This window comes from Candidatus Thermoplasmatota archaeon (genome assembly GCA_035540375.1).
GTDB lineage: Archaea > Thermoplasmatota > SW-10-69-26 > JACQPN01 > JAJPHT01 > DATLGO01.
Genome location: DATLGO010000080.1, coordinates 1 through 23,499, shown reverse-complemented (window position 1 = coordinate 23,499; position 23,499 = coordinate 1). Strand labels below are relative to the sequence as shown.

General features: G+C 68.4%; 14 protein-coding genes. 5 read left to right on the top strand and 9 right to left on the bottom strand.

The genetic code is table 11. From position 1 onward, the window contains the following. Positions 1-43 precede the first annotated feature (43 nt). Together fabG and VM889_09740 are read right to left on the bottom strand one after the other, a co-directional pair. Positions 44-772: a 3-oxoacyl-ACP reductase FabG gene (fabG, locus tag VM889_09745; protein HVL48827.1), complete on the bottom strand. Its 729-nt coding sequence runs from the start codon at positions 770-772 to the stop codon at positions 44-46. 1 nt (position 773) lies between these two features. Next, positions 774-1,505: an NYN domain-containing protein gene (locus tag VM889_09740; GenBank protein HVL48826.1), complete on the bottom strand. Its 732-nt coding sequence runs from the start codon at positions 1,503-1,505 to the stop codon at positions 774-776. Positions 1,506-1,629: 124 nt separating this feature from the next. Here VM889_09740 and VM889_09735 point away from each other — a divergent pair, with 124 nt between their 5' ends. Further along, positions 1,630-2,781 carry an acyl-CoA dehydrogenase gene (locus tag VM889_09735; GenBank protein HVL48825.1) on the top strand — a complete coding sequence of 384 codons (1,152 nt, stop codon included), beginning with the start codon at positions 1,630-1,632 and terminating at the stop codon, positions 2,779-2,781. 5 nt (positions 2,782-2,786) lie between these two features. Here VM889_09735 and VM889_09730 read toward each other — a convergent pair whose 3' ends face one another. Together VM889_09730 and VM889_09725 are read right to left on the bottom strand one after the other, a co-directional pair. After that, positions 2,787-8,117 (bottom strand): PKD domain-containing protein, encoded by a 5,331-nt coding sequence (locus VM889_09730; protein ID HVL48824.1) that lies wholly within the window; start codon positions 8,115-8,117, stop codon positions 2,787-2,789. A gap of 87 nt (positions 8,118-8,204) precedes the next feature. After that, positions 8,205-14,468 (bottom strand): PKD domain-containing protein, encoded by a 6,264-nt coding sequence (locus tag VM889_09725; protein ID HVL48823.1) that lies wholly within the window; start codon positions 14,466-14,468, stop codon positions 8,205-8,207. 214 nt (positions 14,469-14,682) lie between these two features. Between VM889_09725 and VM889_09720 the strand changes: the two genes are divergently transcribed. Further along, complete coding sequence (locus VM889_09720) at positions 14,683-16,257, top strand: leucyl aminopeptidase (GenBank protein HVL48822.1); 1,575 nt, start codon at positions 14,683-14,685, stop codon at positions 16,255-16,257. Here VM889_09720 and VM889_09715 read toward each other — a convergent pair. After that, positions 16,241-16,624, bottom strand: a complete 384-nt coding sequence (locus VM889_09715) for a hypothetical protein (protein HVL48821.1) — start codon at positions 16,622-16,624, stop codon at positions 16,241-16,243. The genes VM889_09720 and VM889_09715 overlap by 17 nt on opposite strands. Positions 16,625-16,719: 95 nt before the next feature. On the opposite strand from VM889_09715, the gene VM889_09710 reads away from it, so the two are divergent. Together VM889_09710 and VM889_09705 are read left to right on the top strand one after the other, a co-directional pair. Further along, complete coding sequence (locus tag VM889_09710; protein HVL48820.1) at positions 16,720-17,709, top strand: aminopeptidase; 990 nt, start codon at positions 16,720-16,722, stop codon at positions 17,707-17,709. A gap of 49 nt (positions 17,710-17,758) precedes the next feature. Then, positions 17,759-18,736 (top strand): CapA family protein, encoded by a 978-nt coding sequence (locus VM889_09705; GenBank protein HVL48819.1) that lies wholly within the window; start codon positions 17,759-17,761, stop codon positions 18,734-18,736. Between the two features lie 6 nt (positions 18,737-18,742). Here the strand turns inward: VM889_09705 and VM889_09700 are convergent, their stop codons facing one another. The 4 genes from VM889_09700 to VM889_09685 form a co-directional block, all read right to left on the bottom strand. Beyond that, positions 18,743-19,315 (bottom strand): hypothetical protein, encoded by a 573-nt coding sequence (locus VM889_09700; GenBank protein HVL48818.1) that lies wholly within the window; start codon positions 19,313-19,315, stop codon positions 18,743-18,745. A gap of 111 nt (positions 19,316-19,426) precedes the next feature. Beyond that, positions 19,427-20,014, bottom strand: a complete 588-nt coding sequence (locus VM889_09695; GenBank protein HVL48817.1) for a hypothetical protein — start codon at positions 20,012-20,014, stop codon at positions 19,427-19,429. A gap of 72 nt (positions 20,015-20,086) precedes the next feature. Beyond that, a complete protein-coding gene (locus VM889_09690) occupies positions 20,087-20,458 on the bottom strand; it encodes a hypothetical protein (protein HVL48816.1) in 372 nt (123 codons plus the stop codon). Positions 20,459-20,501: 43 nt separating this feature from the next. Further along, positions 20,502-21,785 carry a cation:proton antiporter gene (locus VM889_09685; protein ID HVL48815.1) on the bottom strand — a complete coding sequence of 428 codons (1,284 nt, stop codon included), beginning with the start codon at positions 21,783-21,785 and terminating at the stop codon, positions 20,502-20,504. Positions 21,786-21,895: 110 nt separating this feature from the next. Here VM889_09685 and VM889_09680 point away from each other — a divergent pair, with 110 nt between their 5' ends. Further along, a complete protein-coding gene (locus VM889_09680) occupies positions 21,896-23,350 on the top strand; it encodes a dipeptidase (protein ID HVL48814.1) in 1,455 nt (484 codons plus the stop codon). Positions 23,351-23,499 lie beyond the last annotated feature (149 nt).

Below are 23,499 nucleotides of genomic sequence, written 5' to 3'. Positions count from 1 at the left end.
CTCGGGGATGCGTCAAGACCCTTTCGATCCCGGGCCTCGGGACTCAGACGTAGAGCCCGCCGTTCACGTGCAGGACCTGCCCCGTGACGTACGACGCGTCCGGGCCGAGGAGGAATGCGACGACGCCCGCGATCTCGTCGGGTTCGCCGACCCTCCCCAGGGGAATGGTCCTGAGCCGCTGGGCCCGCGTCTCCGGCGTGTCGGCGGCAATCATGTCGGTCTCGATGGCGCCGGGCGCGATCGCGTTCACGAGGATTCCCCGGGGAGCGAGCTCCTTTGCGAGGCTCTTCGTGAACGCGATGACGCCCCCCTTCGAGGCGCTGTAGTGGACGCCGTGCTTCGAGCCCATCGCGCCGATGATGCTCGTGAAGTTCACGATGCGCGCGCCGTCCGGGAGCCGCGGGAGCGCGGCCCGGGTGACGTAGAACATGCCGGAGAGGTTCGTGTCGATCGTCTCGAGCCAGTCCTCGACGCTGACCCCGTCGATCGTCGCGCGTTTGTAGACGCCCGCATTGTTCACGAGCGCGTCGAGGCGGCCGAGGCCTTCGGCGGCGGCGTCGACGAGCGCGGCGGCTTCGGCCGGGTCGCCGACGTCGCCGCCGACGACGACCGCCCTGCGCCCCGCCGCGCGGACCGCGGCGGCCGTCTCCTCGGCTCCGCGCTGGCGCTCGTGATAGTGGACCGCGACGTCCCACCCATCGCGCGCGAGCCGGCGCGCGGCGGCGGCCCCGAGGCCGCGCGAGGCGCCCGTCACGAGGACCGCTTTCGCCATGTCACTCCTCGGGAAGGATGCGGACGTAGTTGGGATCGTCCGGGTCGAACTCGAAGGTTTCCGGGAACTCGCGGAAGAGCTGGCTCACCTTGCTGCGGCCGTACGACCGAGGGTCGAAGCCGGGGTCCTTCTTCTGGAGGAACTCGGCGATGCGGCCCAGGTTCGCGTAGCCGTCCTCGCGCTCCATCGCCTCCGCGCCCTCGATGAGCAGTTCGCGCAGGGCCCGGTCCCGGGGCCGCTTCTTGCCGTCGCCGCCGTCTTTTTCCCGCTCCTTCCGGCCCTGCTTCACGAGCAGGTCCGTGAACGTGAATTGGTCGCAGGCCCGCACGAAGGGATCGGGCGTCTTCCGCTCGCCGATGCCGAGCACGAACTTGCCGGATTCCCGGAGCCGCTTCGCAAGACCCGCGTAGTCGGAATCGGAGGAGATGATGCAGAAGGCGTCGATGGGCGCCGTGTGCAGGAGGTCCATCGCCTCGATGATGAGGCGACCGTCCGTGGAGTTCTTGCCGCGGGCGAACGAGTGCTGCTGGACCGCCTGGAAGGCGTGGTAGTGGAGGTCGTCCTTCCACCCGTTGAGGCGGCCCGAGGCCCAGTCCCCGTAGATCCTGCGGACCGTGGGCGACCCGTGTCGGCCGACCTCCTCCATCATCGCGGCGAGGAGGCGCGGCTGGGCGTTGTCGCCGTCGATGAGGACGGCGAAACGTCGGCTCTCCGGATCGCTGGCGCGGGGCATCGCGCCTTGCATCGCGCTCCACGCTCAAGAGGCTTGACCTTCGGGTCTGTCCCGTCCGGCGCGCGCTTCCCGGGGGCCAAACCTTCATGGGGGCGTCCGGCATCCGCCAGGACGGGTCTCCCCCATGGACTTCAAGCTCACCGCCGACCAGGAAGCCATCCGCGCCCTTGTGCGGGAGTTCGCCGAGAAGGACGTCGCGCCCATCGCCTCGAAGATTGACGAGACGCGGCGCTGGCCCGAGGAGAACATCCCCAAGATGGCGGCCCTCGGCCTCATGGGCGTCAACGTCCCCCCCGAGCACGGCGGCGCGGGCGCGGACATGGTGAGCTACGCGATCGTCGTCGAGGAGCTTTCGCGCGCCTGCGCGAGCCACGGCGTCATCGCGAGCGTCAACAACTCGCTCTCGGGCTGGCCCCTCCTCACGTACGGAAACGCGGAGCAGAAGCGCAAGTACCTCGAGCCGATGGCGCGCGGCGAGAAGCTCGGCGCCTACGCGCTCAGCGAGCCCGCCGCGGGGAGCGACCCGGGCAGCGCGACCACGATCGCGACGAAGAAGGGCGGCTCCTACGTCCTCAACGGGCAGAAGAACTTCATCACGAACGGCGGTCACGCGAAGACCTACATCGTCTTCGCGAAGACCAACCTCGACCTGCCGTTCGAGCAGCGCCACCGCGGGATGTCCGCGTTCATCCTCGAGGCCGGCACGCCGGGATTCACGTGGAGCGAGCCCGAGCACAAGATGGGCATCCGCGCCGCGCACTCCACGCAGCTCTTCTTCGACAACGTCGAGATCCCCGCCGAGAACCTCCTTGGCAAGGAAGGCGACGGGTTCAAGATCGCCATGAGCACGCTCGACGGCGGCCGCATCGGCATCGCCGCGCAGGCCGTCGGCATCGCGCAGGCCTCGCTCGACGCGAGCGTCGCGTACGCGAACGAACGCGAGCAGTTCGGGAAGAAGATCCGCGACTTCCAGGCCATCCAATTCAAGATCGCCGACATGGCGATGCGCGTCGAGGCGGCGCGCCTCCTCACGTACCGCGCCGCGGCCCAGAAGGACGCGGGGCAGAAGTACGGGCCCGCGGCGGCGATGGCGAAGTGCTTCGCCGGCGACGCCGCGATGGAGAACGCCCTCCAGGCCGTGCAGATCCACGGCGGCAACGGCTACACGACGGACTACCCCGTGGAGCGCTACATGCGCGACGCGAAGATCACGCAGATTTACGAAGGGACGAACGAGGTCCAGCGCCTCGTGGTGGCCCGCGAGGCGCTGGGGTAGTCCGATCAGGTCCCGTAGACGGCCGTTATCCGGTCCTCCTCGACGAAGTAGCTACCCGTGATCCAGAGATGTTCCGTGTTGCCGAGGTAGCCGTCCCTCGTCCAGGCGAAGAGGCGGTACTCGTGATTGCCCGGGACGTTGCTCGGGGTGACCTGCCAGGCTCCGAGACGCGGTTCATTGTCGTAATAGTAGATGTAGAGCCTGCCGTCCGGGTCGGTGTAGCCTTCGTACAACCGGTAATAGGGCGCGGCGTCCATGCTGGTGCTCCAGGGGCATGACTCGCCTCCGCACGTGTCCGTCGGCGGAGGATTGTGGGGCGGAACGTAATTTGTCCGAAGCCACTTTTCGTAGCGGACGTACACGTTCGGGACGGGGCGCCCGTCGTCCCAGCGAAGGGTGAGCTCCGCGTTGATCTCGCGATCCGTGCGGAGCGGCCGGTCGAACCGGAGCGTCCCTTCGAGGCGATCGTCGATGATGACGCTGCGGCAGGTCGGCGCGGATGACTTTCCATCATTGTCCCAGACCCTCAAGCACACCGATCGGACGCCCGGCGAGGTGTAAGTCACTTCAGGAGACCGCTCCGAGGAAGAGCGGCCGTCGCCGAACGTCCAGAACCAGTTTGCGACCGAGCCGTCGGCGTCGGAGCTGTTGTCACGGAAGGCCACGACCTCCTTCGCGTTGGGAATGGCGGGCGTCCAATCGAAGGCCGCGACCGGAGCGTGGTTTCCGACGCGCAGGCTTCGGGTCGCGGTGGAGGTCAGACCATCGTCGTCCGTCACGGTGAGGGTGACGAGGTAAGTCCCGATCGCCGCGTACACGTGGCTGGGGTTCGCTTCCGCGCTCGTCGCGCCATCGCCGAACGACCACGCCCAGGAAACGAGGGCGTCGCCCGGTGAATTCGGGTGCGTCGAAGCGTCCGTGAACGCGATCGGCGTTGCGGGCTCGAGTTTCGAGGTGTCGACGCCGATCGCTGCGACGGGACTCACGTGCGCGACGGGTACGTCTCGCGCGAACGTCGACGTCCGGCCATCATTGTCGGTGACGGTGAGCGCCACGCGCGCGGTTCCGCCGTCCGCGAACCGGTGGTTCGGGTTCCGCGCCGATCCGTGGCCCCCGTCGCCGAAGTCCCACGTCCATGTCCATCCGGAAGGTGGGGCGTCCGCTGGGTTCGGGTGGGTGCTCGTGTCGGTGAAGGCGAACGTATCGAGTTCCGTCGAACCGGACACGATGAAGTTCGCCGCAGGCGCGACGTGTCCGATAGGGACGGAGCGCAGCACGGTCGAAGCCTTTCCATCGTTGTCCGTGACCGTCAGCGAGCACTCGTACGTTCCGCCGTCGGCGAAGCGATGCGAAAACGACGCCGCTGTCGCCTTTTTGCCGTCGCTGCATGACCAGGATCGCGAGACGATGCCGTCGGTCGGGGCGTTCGGGTGGGTACTGGTGTCCGTGAACGTCACCGATTCCGTTTCGTCTGCCGGCGTGAAAGCGAAGTTCGCGATCGGCGCAACGTGCGGAACCACGATCGTGATCTGCTTCGTGTGGGTGCGTCCATCATTGTCTGTCACCGTGAGGCGAGCAGTCTTGGAGCCGCCGTCCGCAAACCTGAAGGTCGGATGGCGCGCCGTCGAGGTGCCTTCGCCGTTGTTGAACGACCACGCATAGGACCACCCCGAAGGCGGCGCGTCTGCGGGGTTCGGGTGTGTGCTCGCGTCGGTGAATTGGACGGGGGTGATCTCGTCGACGACACTCGCCGCGAAGTCTGCCACGGGATTCACGTGCTGGATCAGGACCGATTTCGAGGCGCTCGCGGTGGAGCCCTGGCTCGTCGTCGCCGTGAGCGTGACGGTGTAGGTTCCGCCGTCCGCGTAGCGGTGCGTGACGGTGGGCTCATCGACCGTCAGGATCGTCCCGTCCCCGAAGTTCCAGGTTCTCGTGAGGGTGTTTCCCATCGGGTCGAACGAGCGGTCCGTGAAGACCATCGTGTCGAGCTCGGTGAGGGGGCCCGCGGTGAACCGGAAATCGACGCATGGGGCGGGCGATGGGAGCGTCGAGAGGAACGGTTGCCAAGTCGAAAGCGGCGTCGAATTGTCGTCGCCCAGGTTGAGGCGGGTTCCGGGTCCGGCGTGGAGGACCTCCTGAAGGGACTTCCCGTGGTAGCGGGTCACGCGGGGCCCATCAGGATGATTCCAGTAATTGCCGGAAAAGTCGGCGCTGGGGGCCTTGTTCGTCCGGTCGCTCATGAAATCCCGGACCGCGCCCGTATCCAGGAACGCATTCCCCGTCATGGTCAAGGAGCCCTTGCCGAGGCGGGTAATCTGGTTCGGGATGTTGATGAAGGCGTTTCCCGTCAGGACGGCGTCTTCCCGATAATCCGGAAGGTATCGCCCCTGCCCGATCGAGAACGAGGTCGCGCCCCGCACGAGGTTGCGCTCGAAGGTCAAGACCTTCCCGGGCATTCCCTTGAGGAACGACGCGGGGGACATGATGTTCTCGAAGCTGTTGCATCGGATCGTCGCAGGGTTCCCGAAGGTCGCGACCGCCACGCCGCGCCTGAAGTGCTCGAATCGGTTGAGCTCGATCGTGGCGGAGGTGCTGTTGGACGCGATGACGGCGCCGTTCACGATGTCCGAGCGGACGATTTCCAGGATGCCCGTCGGGCTCGCGGTGGTCCCCGAGCCTTTGGCGCCGATCGCGAAGCCGTTCATGTCGAGCGTCGTGTCCTTGACCTGGATCTTCCCTCCCGTCCGCGCGACGACGGGGCCGTTGACGGTGCCGCTCAGCGTCGTGGTTCCCGAGGACGTGATGACGCGGCTCGACCACCACGACGGCGTGGGGACCTCGGGGTTGGGTCCGAGGCTCGACGCGCGATAGGTGCTCGTCGCGGAGATCTCCATGGATTCGTCGGTTTCCTTCCAGCAACCGGTGCACGTCGCCGTCATTGCGCTGCCCATGAAGTTCCACATGACCGCGCCGGCTCCGAAGTTGTGGATGAAGTTGGAGTTCGTGATCGACGTCGAATGCGGCGGAGGCGGGTTCGCGAGCGCGAGGCTCGAGACGGAAAGTCCGATGTAATTGAACGCGAACAAGGAGGACGTGATCGAGGGTCCGCCAAGGTCCCATGACGCGATGCCGAAGACCTGGTTCGTGAACACGTCCGAGGTGAACGTGATCCCGGCCGGGTTCAGCAGTCCCCAATACCCGTACATCCCGCGATCATAGACGTTGCGGTCGCTTGCGACCTTCGCGAGCACCGACATGACGCCTGAGCGCACGCGGACGAAGTCGTTGTCCGAAATCGTGACCGTTCCGACGCCGAGCGCGGCGATCACGCCGGAATCCATGTCCGTTGCCGAATTGCCGATCACGGTCGGATTGTTGTCGAGCGCCGACATGATGAACTTGGAGGCGTCCGTCTCCTCGATCTCGGGTTTGGCGGGAAGCGAGAGCCCCGGGATGAGTTTCGCGGAAACGCCGACCGCGTCGTTGTTGATGTATTTCGGGTTCGACGTCAGAACCGTGGTGAACGCGAGGATCGGACGGACGATGTCGTTGTCGGACACCTCGGGCGTCGAAAGGAACGTGATCACCGGATAGGCCGTGTCCTCGAACCGGGCGTTCTTGATCGTCGGCGAGTCGAGCTGGGATCGAACGCCGCCGACGGCCTTCTTGAAGACGCCGCCATCCACCGTGCGGACGTAGGCCGAATCGCCCTTGAAGAGCGCGGTCCAGAAGAACACTCCGTAACCGTTGGGCGCGCCTGCGAGAACATTGAGGTTCTTGATGACCGAATTGGCGCGGTGCGACCAGACCCCGTTCAAGACAACTTCCTGGGTGAGGTCCACGTTTTCGATCTTGTCGCCGTCGTTGCGGACGAACAGGCTGGTTCGGCCGTTGAAGACCGTGTTCTTGACCTCGATCGCGCCGTTCTTCTTGGCGCCGATCGTGAAGCCGCGTGGGTCCATCTGCAGATTGCTGGTGGTGAGCGCGCCGGGATATTTCACGACCACAGGGCCCGAAAGGGTCGGCGGTGGCTGACTGTTCGACCAGGTTGTCGTGCTCGTGATGAGGTGGATCGGCCAGGGAAGCGCGGGCGTCCCGGGCAAGGCGTTCGGGGTGTCGCGCGTGTTCGTCATCGTGTCGCCGTCGCTCTTGAAGGTGGAATCCGCGGCGAGACCGGCGCCGCCGTAGTAATTCCCGTCGTAGATGCAGCGACTGTCGGCGACCACGAGCTCGCCGTAGGGCGTTGTGATCGAGATGCCGTTCGACCCGCTCACGGCGTCGCCGTAGTTCTCGGCGATGTTCGAATCGTTGACGCGCGCCGGGTCGATCTCATATCCAGGCAGGCTCGCGTCCTGCTCGCCGCTCGATTTGCATTCGACTCCGATCGCGTTGGCGCTCATCCGGAGGGCTCCAAATTGACCGCCCGCGTCCGCGGAAACCACGATTCCTTTTTCATTCATTTCGAAGGCGCTCCGCCAGACCTTGGGCACGCCGGAGCCGACCACGGTGCCTTCGACGAGGAGCCCTTCGAAGCTGCGCGTGAAAATGGTCCGGTCGACGAGCGCGTTTTGCGAAAGCGTGAGCGCGGTGACGGCGTTGTCGAACCTGGAGTCCACGATCCGGCTCGTTGCACCCAGGAATCCCGCGCGGGCAACGGCGGTCACCATGATCTCGCTCACGGTCGAGCGCTCGATCACGAGCGGGCCGTTCGCCACGATGAGGCCATAGAGTTCGCGTCGCCCGTCCACCTGCCGCACCGTCGAATCGAGGATCGTGAGCGAGATGCCGGGATCCGTTTGGATCATGTGCTTGCCGTTTCCGGTGCGGAAGACGACGTCGGCGTTCTCGAACCGGAGCGGGGATTGGACGACCCAGTCCTCGTCGATGTAGACCGTTCCCGACAGCACGGTTTCGGCTTCGCCGGAAGGGATGACGAAGAGGCCCCCCACGGAGGGGTCCGAGCGGCGCGTCTCGATCCGCCGCGTGCCCTCCTCGAAGGCATCCCGGGCGCCGCGCCCGAGGTGGCCGAGGACAACGTCGCGGAGGCGTTCGTCTTCGATGCCGGCAAGGAGCGGGGCGAGCGCCTCGGCGACAGGGCTCCCGAGGATGGGGCCGCGCGTTTCGGGGAGGGCCTCCCGTAGCTTCTCGAAGGCGACTTCAGGAAGGCCGGAAGCCTCGAGCACGGATGTCGGGGTCTCGTGTCGCGTCACGTCGATCCCCGCCAACACCGTCGGCGTCACGAGAATCGCCACGAGCGCCACCGCGATCGCCCTTCCCCACGAGGCGACCTTCGTTCGATAGCTCCCGCTCACCGCAGCGCGTGCCTGCCTCTCCATTCAATACTCCCGCAGGCGATAACTTCTCATGAGCTTTTGAACGCTTCGCGACGAGGTCGGCGCCCGCGGGCGCCGACCTGAGCGCGTTCAACCGTGGCTGATCACCGGCGAGATGTCCTCGCCGACGAAGTAGCTCCCCGTGATGGTGGCGCGCTCCCAATTGCCGAGGATCCCCTGGTTGGTCCAGACGAGGATGCGGTAGTCGTGCTGGCCGGGGACGTTGTTGCGGCGGAGGTCCCAATTTCCGACGCCGCCCTCGCGGTCGTAGTACCAGAAGTAGAAGTTGCCCTCGGAGTCGGTGGACCCTTCCTGGTACTGATAGTATGGTTGACTCGATACGCTCGTTCCGAACCGGCAATCGTACGCGTCGCATTCGACCGGCCACTCGGTCGTGATGGGAGGGTTGCTTGCGTGGTCCGTCTTGAGCCAGGACTCGTATCGGACCATCGCGTTCTGGGTGGGAAGTCCCCCGTAGCGGTCCCATCGGACCCAGACCTTGCCCGAAACGGGCTCGTAGACCTTCTGCTGGTGCGCGTCGAAGTGGACGGTCGCAACGAGGTTGTCGTCAACCATGATGGTCTTGCATCGGGTGGTCGTCCTTCCGCCGTCGTCTTTCACGGTCAAGCAGACGAGCTTTCCGCCCGAGGCGGCGTAGGTCACGTTGGTCGGGTGCTGGAGGTACCGGTACGGCGGGACGCCGACCCACCACGTCCAGTTCACGATGCTGCCATCGGGATCGTGGGACAGGTCCGTGAAATTCGTGCGCTGGCCCATCTCGGGATACAAGGGGCTCCACGTGAAGTCCGCCACCGGCGGCAGGTTGCCTGCATTCACGATCGCCGTCGCCTCGCGCGTCATTCCATCGTCGTCCGTCACAACGAGCCGCACGGTGTACGAGCCCACGGCGGAGTAACTGTGCGTCGGATTCCGCGCCGCGCTCGATGCGCCGTCCCCGAACGTCCACGACCACGAGACGATCGCGTCGTTCGGCGCGTTCGGATGGGTCGAGGCGTCCGTGAAGGTCACGAGTTCGCCGAGCTCGGGCGCGAGATCGGAGACGCTGAAAGCCGCGAGGGGCGCGATATGGGCGACGCTCACGGTACGGGTCGCCTCGCCGCCCTCGCCGTCGTTGTCGGTCGCGCGATGGACCACGACGTATTCGCCGCCGTCGGCGTATCGCCGCGTGGAGCTCCGGATCGCCGACGTCCCGCCGTCACCGAAGGCCCAGCTCCAGGTCCAACCCGTCGGCGGAGCGTCGTCCGGGTTCGGATGCGTCGTGGCGTCGGTGAAGACGTACGTGTCCGTCTCCTTCGCGCCGAGGACGGTGAACGAGACGACGGGCCGCGTCACGCCCACGAGAACGCTCTTCGCGATGGTTGAGGAGCGCCCGTCGTTGTCGGTCACCGTGAGGCTGCAGGTGTACGTCCCCGCGTCGACGAACTTGTGCGTCGGGGCGGCGGCGGTGGAGGTCCATCCGTCCGTGCAGCTCCACGCGCGCGTCGCGATGCCGTCGTGCGGCGCGTTCGGGTGCGTGCTCGCGTCCGCGAACGCGAACGTCTCGCTCTCAAGCGCGCCCGTGAACGTGAAGTCCGCGACGGGGTGGACGTGGGCGACGACGAGGCTCTTCTCGGCGAAGGCGCTGACGCCGTCGTTGTCGGTCGCCGTGAGGCGGACCGTCTTCGTGCCGCCGTCCGCGTAGCGGCGGGTCGTCGAGGCGCCGGTCGCGCTCGACCCGTCCCCGAGATTCCATGACCAGCTCCAGCCTGCGGGCGGCGCGTCGGCCGGGTTCGGGTGCGTGCTCGCGTCGGTGAAGCTCCACGTGTCGAGCTCGGTGGCGCCCGCGTGCGTGAAGTCGGGGAGCGGCGCGACGTGGCCCACGGCGACCGACTTCGTGACGCTCGTCACGATCCCGTCATCGTCCGTCACGCTGAGCGTGCAGCGCTTCGTTCCTCCGTCCGCGAAGCGGTGCGTCGGGGCGGCCTCGGTGCTCGCGAAGCCGTCGTCGCATTCCCAGAGGCGCGAGACGATGGCGTCGACAGGGGCGTTGGGGTGCGTGCTCCCGTCGATGAAGGCGAAGGTGTCGGTTTCTAGGCTGCCGGTCCACGTGAACGCGGCGACGGGCGCCGAGTGGGCGACCGCGATCGAGCGCTCCGCCGTGGCCGTGAGGCCGTCATTGTCGCCGACGAGGATCGAACACGTGTAGGAACCGCCGTCCGCGAACTTGTGCGCAAGCGTCGCGGCGGACCCGCTCGCGCCGTCGCTGCAGCTCCAGGCCCGCGTCGTGATGCCGTCGGTGGGCGCGTTGGGGTGCGTGCTGCGGTCCGTGAGGGTCCACGTGTCGCTGTCCTTCGCCCCCGCGACGTCGAAGGCGGCGAGGGGCGGGACGTGCGCGACGGCGAGCGTCGCGCCCTCGGAGTCGCTCATGCCGTCGTTGTCGTGGACGGTGAGCGTGCAGCCGTAGGTCCCGCCGTCGGCGAACTTGTGCGTCGGGTTCGCGCTCGTCGCGGTGAAGCCGTCCGTGCAGCTCCAGGCCCGCGCCTGAATCCCGTCCCGGGGAGCGTTGGGATGCGTGCTCGTGTCCGTGAAGGCCCAGACATCCGTCTCGAGGGCGCCCGCGGTCGAGAAGCCCGCGACCGGCGGGACGTGGGGGATGACGAGCGCCTTGTTCCGGACGTGCGTGCGGCCGTCGTTGTCGGTCACCGTCAGGCGCGCGGTCCAGGGGCCGCCGTCGACATACCGGTGGGAAGGCTCGCGGACCGTGCTGTCCGTGGTGCCGCTCGCGTCGAAGTCCCAAGCGTACGTCCAGCCGGTGGGCGGCGCGTCCGCCGGGTTCGGGTGCGTCGAGAGGTCCGTGAAGGGCACCGGCGTGAGTTCGTTCACAATCGTCTCGGCGAAGTCAGCAACCGGGTTCACGTGGGCGACGGTGATCGTCCTGCTCACGGTCGACGATCGGCCCTGTCCCGTGGTGACCGTTTCGGTCACCGTGTGGGGGCCGCCGTCGAGGAAACGATGCGAGACGATTGCCCCCGCGGCCGTCGCCGACCCGTCGCCGAAGTCCCACGTCGAGGTCGTTCCGAAGCCCGAGGGGTCGAAGGACCGCGTCGTGAACGTGATCGTGTCGAGCTCGGTTGCGGACGCGGGGGTGGACGAGAATGGCCGCGTGCAGGGAAGCTGCGAGGCGGGCGCGACGCGGAAGGGTTCCCAGAGCGCTTTGCCGGTTTGCGAGTCGACCCACAGGCTGAGCTCCGCGCCCGGGCTGTTGCGCGTCGTTTCGGTTTCGATCTTCGTGAGGACGAATCTCCGCTCGATCACGCGGGGCCCGTCGGGGAGGGCCCAGAAGTTGTTGCGGACGTCGGCCTGCGGGGCGCCCTGCTCCGGCACCTTGTGCCCGGAATTGCCGGCGTAGTCCTCGAAGCCGCTGCGGCCGCTCAGGAAATTGTTGTCCGTGAGCGTGAGGGTTCCTTTCCCCGCGCGGTCGACGCCCGAGACGGACGCGCTCCCGATCCGAAGGAACGCGCCGTTCTTCACCTCGGCGTTCTCGGCGTAGCTCCCGATGCGGCGGTCCATGCCGAGGCGGAATTCGGAGAAATTCTCGAACAGATTGCGATCAAGCTTGAGGATCGAACTCGACGCACCGCGAGCATAGGCGAGCGCTGCGTGCGTGTTCTTGATCCAGTTGCAGGACACCGAGGCCGTGGGCGCCTTGCGGTAGGCGTAGAGGGACGTGCCCCAACTGAAGTCGGTCACCACGTTGTCCTGGAAGACCGTCCCCGCGGAATCGAAGGCGATGAAGGCGCCTCCCTTGAGGTCCGAGCGGCGGACGTCGAGCTTGCCCTCCGTGGCCGTGCCCTTCGCGGCGATGCCGAATCCCGCGAGGTCGATCGTCTTGTCGAGGATCTCGATCGTCGCGCCGTTCGCCGCGAAGACAGGGCCTTCGAGGAGGGCGGGGGGCGTGTATTTCCCGGCGCTGATGGTCTGGGCCTTCGGCCACCACTGGGGCTTGATCTTGCCGGCGTCGGGCGTCGACCGCCACGTCGCCACCGCGGGTGTGACGGTGCCGTCGACCGTGTCGCCCGAGGTCATGTGGCAATCCGCGCAGTTGATCGACGCGAGGGCTTCCGCGTCCCACGTGAAGAGCGCGGCGCCCGCGTGGTGGAGGAAGTCATTGTCTTTCGCATCCACCGTGCCGTCGAGAACCCCGAGGCCCATGACGTTGTAGGTGAAGAGGGCGTTCTCGACTTTGGCCGGGTTCGGGTCCGTCTGGCTGAAGAAGCCTGTGACGAGGCTCGCGAACCGGTCGTTCTTCGAAAGCATGGACGGGTTGAGGCCGCTCAGGATGCCGAGGTGGCCCTTCTCGAGAAGGTTGCCGTCGGTCGTCACCTGCTCGATGACGGCCCCGATCCCGATGCGCATGTGCGAGACTTTGTTGTTCTTGACGTTCGCGGCCGACACGTCGAGCGCGGGCAGGATCGCGGTCGGGACGTGCGAGACGGTATTGCCCTCGATGAGCGTGTTCGTGTTGAGGAGGCTCGCGATGCCGTTCGAGCCGACCCGTCGCACCGTGTTGCTCTCCACCTTGGGATTCGCGGCGAGCGCCATGATGATGCCCGACCCGCCCACATCCTCGATCGTGTTGCGGCGGATCGTCGGCACGTCGAGAAGCGCGGCGATGCCGCCGAGGCCCGCGTTCCTGAACGTGCTGTCCTGCACGAGGTGCGTGTAGACCGCGTCGCCCACGAGCGTGCCCGCGATGTAGTAGAGACCGTAGCCGTTCGGGCCGCCTCCCAGGACGTTGAGCTTCGAGATGGTCGCGTTTGTGCGGTGGGCGTAAACGCCGTGGAACAGGAAGCCGCCCTTGAGGTCGACCTCGGTCACCGTGTCGTTGTCGTTGCGCAAGAACAGGTTCGTGTCGCCGTTCACGTCCGTGCGCGTGAGGGTCATGCGGCCGTTGGGTTTCGCGCCGAACGGGAACCCGTTCGCGTGCATCTGGGGTCGCGTCGTGGGCGTCCCCGTCATGGTGAGCGAACCGGGGAATTTGACGATGAGCGGCCCCGAGAGCGAGAGCGATCCGCTCGCGGGGATGGTGACGGCTGTCGTGATGATCTGGAGCGCGAACGGGAGGGCGGGGACGTTGGGGAGGCTCCATGCCGTGGCCCGGCGAACGTTGAGCTCGTCCATGTTGCTCGCGAAGACCGTGTCCGCATAGACGCCCGTTCCGCCGTAGTGGTTGTCGAGGTAGTCGCACTCGCTCGTCGGGACGTTGACCGTGACGGTGCCGACCGTGAGCGTGATGCCGTTCACGCCCTGGATGGCGTCGCCGTAGTTCTCCATCAGGTTCGAGTTGCGGACGACCGGCGGCGGCACCTCCTTGGTCTGGGTGACGCCGTCGTGGTCGCCGTTCGAGGCGCACTTGACGCCGATGCCGTTCGCCGTGGCGTGGAGCGATTCGTACGTGCCGCCCGCGCCTGAGGCGATCTCGAGGCCGATCGTGTTCATCACGAAGGTGGAATCCCGGACCGTGCCGATGCCCATCCCGCGCATCGCGGCGTGTTTGGCGATGCGCATGCCCGTGTAGCTCTTCGTGAAGAGCGAGCGCTCGACTGTGATGTTCTGGGTGACGGTGAGGCCCGTGATCGCGTTCTCGAACTTCGAATCCTCGATGCGGCTGTTGCCCGCGTAGGCCACGGTGACGACGTCATTGACCTTGGAGTAATAGACGTCCGCATACACGGTCACCTCGCTGAAGTGGGAATTCCGGATGAGGAGGTCGCCGCGCGCGTTCAGCGTGCCGTACGCCGCCCGGTCCCCGTCCACTTGCCGGAAGCGGGAGTTAAGGACCGTGATCTTCACGTTCGGGTCGCCCCGGATCGACCAGTGCTCGTTCGAGGCCCGGGTGCTGTGGTAGATGATCTCCGCGTTCTCGAATCGGACTTCGCTCTGGAAGACCCAGCTTTCGTGCACGTGGTGGACGCCGGTGATGACGTAGACGTCGGGTTGCGGCGGGAACGTGATCGTATTCACCTTCGCGGAGGGGTCGGTCGCCATGCGTTCGATGGTCTCCTCGACCGTCATCGGGAGGAGGTCGGCCATCGTGCCGCCGATCGACGTCGGGTCCGGCACCTGGCGGAGGATGTCGAGGAGGACGCCGTGAACGCCCGCGTCCGCGACGGGTCGATCGCGCGAACGGTCGATGAGGGGGAAAGGCGGCAGGAGGGTGTCGCTCGGGGTCGGTTCGCGCGCGAGGGACGGAGCCTCGGCCTCGAGCGCCGCGGCGAGGGGCGGCGCGACGAACAGGGCGGCGACGAGAAGGGCCCCGAGGCGACCCTTGGTTCGCGGCGGTCGATCGCTCACGCTCATTGAATCCGGAGCCTGCCCGATAGCTCTCCTCTCCCTGCGCCTTCAGGGATGGGCGGGAGCATCAAGCCTTCGAGCGGACGTCGTCCGGTCCCACGCGGCGACGCCGGAGGGGTGCGGTCGAGGGCGCCTGACCTCGTGACCCCTCGCGCGCGGCTCCCCCGCCTCCAGACGGCATCGCGGCGCGCAATCTTTTTCAGCCTCGCGCCCGGTGCGCCACGCGGGGTTTCGCATCGCGCTCAAGCTCGTCGTCCGGCAGGGTCAGGTCCAGGAGGTCCCGACGGACCTCGTCGTCGTCAATCTCTTCGAAGGCGTGAAGAAGCCCGCGGGCGCGACGGGCGCCGTGGACGCGGCCTCGGGCGGCGCGATCGCCCGGGCGCTCGCGGCCGGCGATTTCAAGGGGAAGCTCAAGGAGACGCTCGTCCTCTACCCGGGGGAAGGCGCCGCGAAGCGCATCCTGCTCATCGGCCTCGGCGACCCCGCGAAGACCGACCTCGACAAGGTCCGCCAGGTCTCCGCGCGCGCCGCGAAACGCGCCCGCGAGCTCGGCGTCGCGTCGTTCGCGACGGTCGCGCACGGCGCCGGCATCGGGGGGCTCCCCGCGAAGGCCGTGGGCCAAGCGCTTGCCGAGGGCGCCCTCCTCGGCCTCTATCGCTTCGACCGCTACCGCGGCGAGGGGACGAAGAAGAAGGCCGAGGAGGAGCGCGGCCGGCTCGCCGAGGTCATCCTTGTCGAGAACGACCGCCGCCGGCTCGCGGACCTCCAGGAAGGCGTCCGCGTCGGCGCGATCATCGCGGAGAGCACGAACTTCACGCGCGACATCGCCGCCGTCTCGGGACCCGACGCGCATCCCGAAGCGATCGCGAAGACCGTCGCTGCCATGGCCAGGGAGGTCGGCCTCAAGTGCACCGTCCTCGCGAAGAAGGAGATCGAGAAGCTCGGCATGGGCGGCCTCCTCGGCGTCAACCAGGGAAGCGCGCGCGAGCCCCGCTTCGTCGTCCTCGAGCACGAGGGCTCGAAGTCCGGCGCCCCGTTCGTCGCGGTCGGGAAGGGGATCACGTTCGACACGGGCGGCATCTCGATCAAGCCCGCGGACAAGATGGACGAGATGAAAAGCGACAAGTCCGGCGCCGCCGCGGTCTTCGGGTTCCTGCGGGCCTGCGCGCTCCTCAAGATCCCCCAGCGCGTCGTCGGGCTCGCGCCGCTCACGGACAACATGCCGTCCGGGTCCGCGCTCAAGCCGGGCGACGTCATCACGGCGATGAACGGCAAGACGATGGAGATCATCAACACGGACGCCGAAGGTCGCCTCGTGCTCGCGGACGCGCTCTCGTACGCGGCGCGCTACGACCCGGCCGCGGTGGTCGACCTCGCGACGCTCACGGGCGGCGTCGTGGTGGCGCTCGGCAACCAGACCTCCGGCATCATGGGCAACAGCGAGGAGCTGATGGCGCGCCTCGAGGCGAGCGCGACGCGCACGCGGGAGCGCGTGTTCCGGCTGCCCTTCTACGAGGAGTACGACCGGCTCGTCGACTCGAAGATCGCGGACGTGAAGAATTCCGGCGGCCGCCCCGCGCACGCGATCCAGGGCGGCAAGTTTCTCGAGCGTTTCGTCGACTACCCGTGGGTGCACGTCGACATCGCGGGGACGGCGTGGGACGACGGCGCGCGCCCGGGCTACAACGAGGAGTACAGCCCCGGCCCCGCGACGGGGGCGGGCGTGCGGCTCCTCGTGGACCTCGCCCAGAACTGGAAACCCATGCCGAAGGTCAAGAAGTCGACCTGAGCTTCGTCCGGACGGCGCTCGCGAGCCCGTCCGCGTCCGGAGCCCCGACGACGATGGCGTCGAAGTCGTGGCCGTCCAGCGCGAGCGTCAACACGCGATCGCCCTTCGTGAACGCGTAGAACCGCTTCTCGCCGTCGATCCAGAACCGGCCGAGGCACACGACGCCCGGCACGTGGGTTCCGACCCTGAACGCGAAGATGCCCGGCCACGGGGCGTCGGTCGCGATCGATTCGCGGATCGTCGAATACGGAACGAGGATGTCCCGTTTGAGCGCGAGCGCGCGCGCCGCGGGGGGGAGGGCGACGCGGACGTGGTCGCGCTCGAGCGCGATCGAGGCCGCCACGCGGGGCCTGGACAGGAGACGCATCGCGCGCCCACGCGCGGCGCCGACCTTGAAGCCAGCGGCTCGGGCCCGGGGCCCGTACGGGAACCCTTATCCAGACGCCTCCCGGTCCGGGCGCGATGGGCTCCCTCGACCAGGGCGCGCGCAACGTCGTGACCACGTGCCTCGCCGTCAAGCGCGGCGAGCGCGTCGTCCTCGTGACGGATGGATCGACACGCGACATCGGAGACGCGATCGAGCGTCACGCGCGCGCGGCGACGGACGCGGTCGAGCGCTTCGATCTCGACGACCTCGGCGCGCGACCGCTCAAGGAGGTCCCCAAGGCGCTCGCCGAAGCCGCTTCCCGCGCGGACGTCACCGTCTGGGCCGCCGCGAGCGTGAAGGGCGAGCTGCCCGCGCGGATGGAATTCCGCAAGTACATCCGCGGTCGCGCCCGGCACGGCCACATGCCCGGGGTCACGCGCGTCCTCATGGAGGAGGGCATGAACGCGGACTACGACGCCGTCGAGGCGCTCACCCTCAAGGTGTTCGAGCGAGCCAAGCGCGCGCGCACCGCCCGCGTCACGAACCCGAACGGAACGGACTTCTCGGTCGAGTTCAAGAGCGACTGGAAGTGGCTCGCCGACACCGGCAAGTTCCACCGCAGGGGGGATTGGGGAAACCTTCCCGCGGGCGAGACGTACACCGCGCCGTACCGCATGAACGGGCGCGTCGTCACGAACCTGCTCGGGGACTTCTTCTCCGAGAAATACGGGGAGCTCGTGCCTCCGGTGCGCTTCGACGTGCGCGATTCGTGGGTCGACCTCGAAAGCATCGCGGGCGGCACCCCCGAGGTCGTCGCCGAGTTCCGCGCCTATCTGCAGACGGGGCCCAACTCGGCGCGGGCGGGCGAGTTCGCGCTCGGCACGAACCTGGGCCTCACGCGGCTCGTCGGCAACCTCCTCCAGGACGAGAAGATCGTGGGCGTCCACGTCGCGTTCGGAAACCCGTATCCCGAGGAGACGGGCGCGCCCTGGCACGAGAAGACCCACGTCGACTGCGTCATCCTCGAGACCGACGTGTGGCTCGACGGCGAGAGGGTCCAGCAAGCAGGGCGCTACGTCCTCTGATCGAGGAAGCGGCGCGAAGACATTCGGTCCCGCCGCCCGCTGGTCGCTCATGCCCAGGGTCGCGCTTGCGGGTGACGTCATGCTCGGTCGCCATGTCGGGGAACGGCTGAGGGAGGCCGGCGCGGAGCACGTCTGGGGCGGGACGCTTCCGGCGCTCCTCGCCGCCGATCTGCGCTTCGTGAACCTCGAATGCGTCGTCTCGAACCGGGGCGCCCCGGTCGATAAGACCTTCAACTTCCGGGCGCCCCCCGAGGCGATCGCCGCGCTGCGCGCGGCCGCAATCGACGCGGTGACGCTCGCGAACAACCACGTTTTCGACTACGGACCGGAAGCGTTCGTGGACATGCTCGAGCGGCTCGACGCCGCGGGGATCGCGCGCGCGGGCGCGGGTCGCGACGCGGATGAAGCCTGGACGCCCGCATTCGTGGAATCCCGCGGCATGCGGGTCGGTCTCCTCGCCTTCACCGACAACGAGCCCGGTTGGGCCGCGGGGCCCTCGCGTCCCGGCGTCGCGTGGTGTCCGATCGAACCCGGGTCGCGGGCCCACGGTTCGCTGCTTGCGCGCGTGGCCCGCGCCCACCGGGCATGCGACGCGCTGGTCGTGGCCGCGCACTGGGGCCCGAACATGAGGACGCGACCGACGCGCGCGTTCGAAACCTTCGCGCGATCCGTCGTGGACGCGGGGGCGGCCGTCTTCTGGGGGACGAGCGCCCACGTCATCCAGGGCGTCGAGCGGCGACGCCGCTCGCTCATCCTTTACGACACGGGGGATTTCGTGGACGATTATCGGGTGGACCCACGGCTGCGCAACGACCGTTCTTTCCTCTACGAGGTGGACCTCGGTCACGGCGAAGCGCGCGCGTTGAGGCTCACCCCCGTTCTCATCGACCCGCGACGCGCGGCGGTCGACCTCGCGCCCGGCGAGGACGCGGAGGCGACCCGCCGCGCGCTCGACCGGCGGTCCCGCGCCTATGGATCCCGGTTCGACGAGGAGGGCGGGCGGCTCGTCATGCGAGCCGCCCATTGATCGCGCCTACCGGCGGCGCGCGAGCGCGAGGCCGAGCGCCGCCGCGAGGCCCGCGCCGACGAGCGCGAGGGCCGCGGGGCCAGGCGTGCGCGAGGGCGAGGCGGGCGGGGCGCCCGTGTCGAGCGCGCTGTCGTCGCGGGAGACCTTCTCGTTGCCGGGCCCGCTTTCCGCCATCAGGCGGTAGATGGGCTCGGCGTCCCCGATCGCGAAGTCGCGCCGCGCGAGCGTCTCGTTCGTGTCGCTCTTGAGGAGGAGGACGACGTTCTTGTCGTCGGCGTACGCGGGGACGTCCCACGTGAACGCGGCGGCCGCCTTCTCGTCGAGCGCGAGGGACTCGAGAACGAGGTGTTCCTCCTCGGTCTCGACCACGAAGAGGCGGACGGCGATGGTCTTGCCGGCCCAGTCGGCCTGCGTCGAGTCGTTGTAGGCGGTCACCGTGATGGGCACGGCGTCGCCGACGTTCGCGGTCCCCTCGTCGGCCTGGATCGTGAGGGGGGTCACCATGTAGATGGCCTGCGCCGCCGGGGCGGCGAAGAGCGCGGTCGCGATGGCCGCGAGGGCCAGGGCTCGGAACTTCATGCGATCCGGGAGGGCGTCGAAGAATAAGGGATTTGGCTCCAGGTTGGGCGCGCGCCCACCCTCCAGACGACCGGGCGCCCGGTCGCCCGGGCGCCCGGAGTTGGAGGCACTCTACCTGCGGCGCACGGTCGCGGCGGCGACGGCGACGGCGGCGACGAGCCCGGCCGCGAGGGCCACCACGAGGCCCGCCCCGGGCGTGGCCGCGGGCCGCTCGTCGACCGGGCGGTCGGCCGTCTTGTCCCCGGCGGGGCCGGATTGCGACTCGAGGTTGCCCTTGCCGAGGGCGAAGGCCATCTCCTCCGCGTCGCCGACGACGACGTGCTTGAAGGCGACCGTCTCCTTCGCGGCGAGGACGCGGATCTCGAGATTCTGCGCGTCGCGCTCGGCGGGCACCGTCCACTGGAACTTCGCGCTCGCGGACGCGTCGAGCGTCAGCGCTTCAACGATGACGGTGAGCGTGTTCGTCTCGAAGTCGACGGCGACGATCCTCACGACGCGCCCCGCGAAGGCGGCGCGATGCGTGTCGTTCGCGGGCATGATCGTGATGTCGATGACGTCGCCGACGTCGACGCGGTGGGGCGCGTCGATGAGGAGCGGTGTCTCGATGTACATGGCCTGCCCGGTGCCCGCAGCCGCGAGCAGGGCGAGGAGGGCGGTCACGTTTCCGAGGCGCTTCGCGAGGGGGTTTCGCGCGTTCATCGACCCCACGAGGCGCGGGGTGGCCTTCTGCCCTCGCTTGAGGTTGGGCGGCGGGCGAACGGACCCATCGACCTATCGCACGTCCTCCCCGGCGAGGCGGGCGAGGGCCTGGCGGACCTCCTTGCCGGAGGCGTACTCGTCCTTGGGGAGGCGCTCGACGAGGTCGCGGACACGGCGCCAGCCCGTCCCGACGTCGCCTTCGGCGTCCGCGAGGGCGCGCTCGAGCGTGGCTTTCGCCGCGGGGAACCGAAGGCTGTCGAGCCGGAGGTCGAGATCGGTCGGGATGCCGTGCGATCGCGCGATGCGCCGCGAAAGCGTGCGGTCCATCGGTTCGCCCGTGCGCGTTTCTGGGGTGGGCCGCCCTTCGCGCGCGACGGTCCCGATGGCTCGCTTCGCCGCGGGCCCGGCCGTGTCGTCCTTCTCCTCGTAAGGCTGCTCGGGCATGGTCCTTCGTGGCGGTTCGCGAAGGGAATGCCTTGTGGCCCCTTCAGCGGGCGGCTTCGTCGGGAACGGATGCCGGCGCTTCGGCCGTGGGCGCGACGACAGGCACGTCGACCATCCGCCGCTTCTTCATCTCGTAGCCGACGACGGCCCCCGTGCCCACGAGGTTCGTCGCGACGATGACGATGAACGCGAGGGCTACAAAGCTCTCCGTGCCGGGAACGCCGGCCGCCGCCGGGAGGCCCGCGAGCACCGCCGCCGCGAGGCCGCGGGGAAAGAGGAGCGTGATGAGCCCGCGATCCTTCGAGGTCTCGCCGTCTCCGCGCGTCGCGAGCGAGACGGCGAGCACGCGCGCGGCGAGGGCGGCCGCGAGGATGACGGCGGCGTCGACGAGGAACCTCGTCTGAAGGACGAGCGCGGGGTCGAGGATGACGCCGAGGTACACGAAGAAGAAGGCGCGGATGAGGAACGCCACCTCGGATTGGAACTGGCGCTGCTGGTCGCTGAACTCGAGACCCTCGAAGGCGAGCTTCCTCGCGATGATGAAGCCGTTTCCGAGCACGACGCCGAAGATGAGGGCCGCGATCGCTCCGTTGCCGCCCACGGCCTCGGCGCCCACGTAGAGGAAGAGGATGGCCGAGAGCGTGATCATGTAGCTGTAGCGCATCGACTGGAGACGCTTGAGGAGACGCAGCCACACCACGCCTCCGAAGAGGCCGAGCACGATCGCCGTCGAGAATTGCGAGGCGATGCTCCGGAGCGCTCCGCCTACGCGCTCGCCCGAGCTCGCGTCGGCGGTCGTCGTGAAGAAGGCGACGAGCGTCACGGTGCCGATGACGCAGAGCACGTCCGTGAGGGCGCTCTCGACCGAAAGCAGGACGCGCGTGCCGTTCGCGGCGGTCGTGCGCGAGATGATCGGCATGATGATGACGCCCGACGTGCCGCCGAGGATGGTGCCGAGGAGCGCCGCCGCCGGCCAATCGAGGCCGAGGTGGAAATGGCCGACGCCCGCGATGAGCCCCACCGTCGCGACGAAGCCCACGACCGCGAGCACGGTCGAGCGCGCGATGCCCGAGACGAGGTCGCGGAGATGGAGGCCGAGCCCGCCATCGAACATGATGACGATGAGCGCGAGCGTGCCCACGAGACCGCTCGCGCTCTTGAAGCCCTCGACGTCGAAGACGCCGAACACGGGGCCCACGAGGACGCCGAAGGCGATGAGGAGCAGGACGTCCGTGATGCGGGTGCGGTCGAAAAGGACGTAGCCGAGGAACCCGAGCGCGATCACGCCGGCGAACGTCGCGAGGATCGGGAGCGGGTCGATCGCCAAGGGGTCAGCCCGCCCGTCGAGCGGTCGGCCGGCTCATGAAGGCGCGCCCCGCGCCAAGGCGCGGTCCGTGTCGAGGGGTTTTATACTGCCCCCGCGCCGTGGCGATGTCCATGCCGGACCCGGTCGCGCACGCCCGCGCGCGCCGCGAGACGAGCCTCGCGGAGCTGTTTGAGCTTCTGCGCATCCCGAGCGTGAGCGCCCAACCCGAGCGCGCGAAGGACATGGAGCGCGCCGCGACGTGGGTCGCGGATGCGATGCGGCGGGCGGGCCTCGAGAACGTCGAGGTCGTTCCGACCGGCGCGCGCGACGCACGGGGCCACCCCTGGATCTACGGCGACTGGCTCCATGCGGAGGGCGCCCCGACGGTGCTGGTCTACGGCCATTACGACGTCCAGCCTGCGGAGCCGCTCGAGCTCTGGCACTCGCCCGCCTTCGAGCCCACGGTGCGCGACGGAAAGGTGTACGCGCGCGGCGCGACGGACGACAAGGGTCAGATGTTCACGCACATCAAGGGCGTCGAGGCGCACCTCGCCGCGAACGGACGCCTGCCGGTGAACGTGAAGTTCATGATCGAGGGCGAGGAGGAGGTGGGAAGCCGCAACCTCGAGCAGGCGGTGCGCGATCACGCGAAGCGGCTCGCGGCCGACGTGGTCCTCATCTCCGACTCCTCCATGTGGGACGAGAAGCACCCCTCCATCGTCTACAGCCTGCGCGGTCTCGCTTACTTCTACGTCACGGCGCGCGGCGCCGCGGGCGACCTGCACTCGGGCACGTTCGGCGGCGCCGTCCCGAACGCGGTCGAGTGGCTCGCGAAGCTCCTCGCCGCCGCGAAGGACCCGAAGACGGGCCGCGTGCTCATCCCCGGATTCTACGAAGGGGCGGAGGTCGATGCCGACGAGCGCAAGGCCCTCGCGAAGCTGCCGTTCAACGAGGCGAAGTATCGGCGGTCCCTCGGTCTCGGGAAGCTCTTCGTGGAGAAGGGCTGGACGCCCATCGAGGCCACCACCGTGCGGCCGACGTTCGAAGTCAACGGCTTCTGGGGCGGGTACATCGGCGCGGGTCAGAAGACCGTGCTCCCGAACGAGGCCCACGCGAAGGTCTCGATGCGTCTCGTCGGGAGGCAGGACCCGCAGAAGGTCGGAAGACGGTTCCGCGCGTTCGTCAAGGACTTCGAGAAGCGCGCGCCCGGCATCCGCTTCAAGGTCGAGCAGCCGAGCGCGAACCCCCCGGCGAAGGTGCCGATCGACCATCGCGCGCTCGGCGCCGGCGTGCGCGCCCTCGAAGGCGCCTTCCCGGGAACGAAGGTCGTGTTCGCGGCCGAGGGAGGCTCCATCCCGGTCGTCGGGACGTTCGCGGACGTCCTCGGCGTCCCCACCGTCCTCATGGGCTTCGGCCTCCACGACGAGAACCTGCATGCGCCGAACGAGCACATCCGCGTCGCGAACTTCGAGCGGGGCATCGAGGCCTCGGTCCGGTTCTTCGACGCGCTCGCGAAGGAGACGCCCGCGTCGCTTGCGGGCCGCGCGAAGCGGCCAAAGAAGGCCCGCGCGAGAGGGCGCCGGTGACGTGGACCCGCCGCACGTAATCCACAGGAAACACAGGTCAAACCGCGTGCGGCGGTCGCGGTTCCAAACACTTATGCAACCTCGCCGCCATGGCGCCTCAAGGGCTGGGTCCGGCATTCTTATTCACCCCCTATTCACCCCCTCATGGA

What these genes read in the sequence shown, in the direction of transcription:
- VM889_09740 (HVL48826.1), bottom strand. Translation starts at nt 1,505, where the DNA reads ATGCCCCGCGCCAGCGATCCGGAGAGCCGACGTTTCGCCGTCCTCATC.
- VM889_09690 (HVL48816.1), bottom strand. Translation starts at nt 20,458, where the DNA reads ATGCCCGAGCAGCCTTACGAGGAGAAGGACGACACGGCCGGGCCCGCG.
- VM889_09710 (HVL48820.1), top strand. Translation starts at nt 16,720, where the DNA reads ATGGGCTCCCTCGACCAGGGCGCGCGCAACGTCGTGACCACGTGCCTC.
- VM889_09705 (HVL48819.1), top strand. Translation starts at nt 17,759, where the DNA reads ATGCCCAGGGTCGCGCTTGCGGGTGACGTCATGCTCGGTCGCCATGTC.
- fabG (HVL48827.1), bottom strand. Translation starts at nt 772, where the DNA reads ATGGCGAAAGCGGTCCTCGTGACGGGCGCCTCGCGCGGCCTCGGGGCC.
- VM889_09695 (HVL48817.1), bottom strand. Translation starts at nt 20,014, where the DNA reads ATGAACGCGCGAAACCCCCTCGCGAAGCGCCTCGGAAACGTGACCGCC.
- VM889_09735 (HVL48825.1), top strand. Translation starts at nt 1,630, where the DNA reads ATGGACTTCAAGCTCACCGCCGACCAGGAAGCCATCCGCGCCCTTGTG.
- VM889_09680 (HVL48814.1), top strand. Translation starts at nt 21,896, where the DNA reads ATGCCGGACCCGGTCGCGCACGCCCGCGCGCGCCGCGAGACGAGCCTC.
- VM889_09730 (HVL48824.1), bottom strand. Translation starts at nt 8,117, where the DNA reads ATGGAGAGGCAGGCACGCGCTGCGGTGAGCGGGAGCTATCGAACGAAG.
- VM889_09700 (HVL48818.1), bottom strand. Translation starts at nt 19,315, where the DNA reads ATGAAGTTCCGAGCCCTGGCCCTCGCGGCCATCGCGACCGCGCTCTTC.
- VM889_09715 (HVL48821.1), bottom strand. Translation starts at nt 16,624, where the DNA reads ATGCGTCTCCTGTCCAGGCCCCGCGTGGCGGCCTCGATCGCGCTCGAG.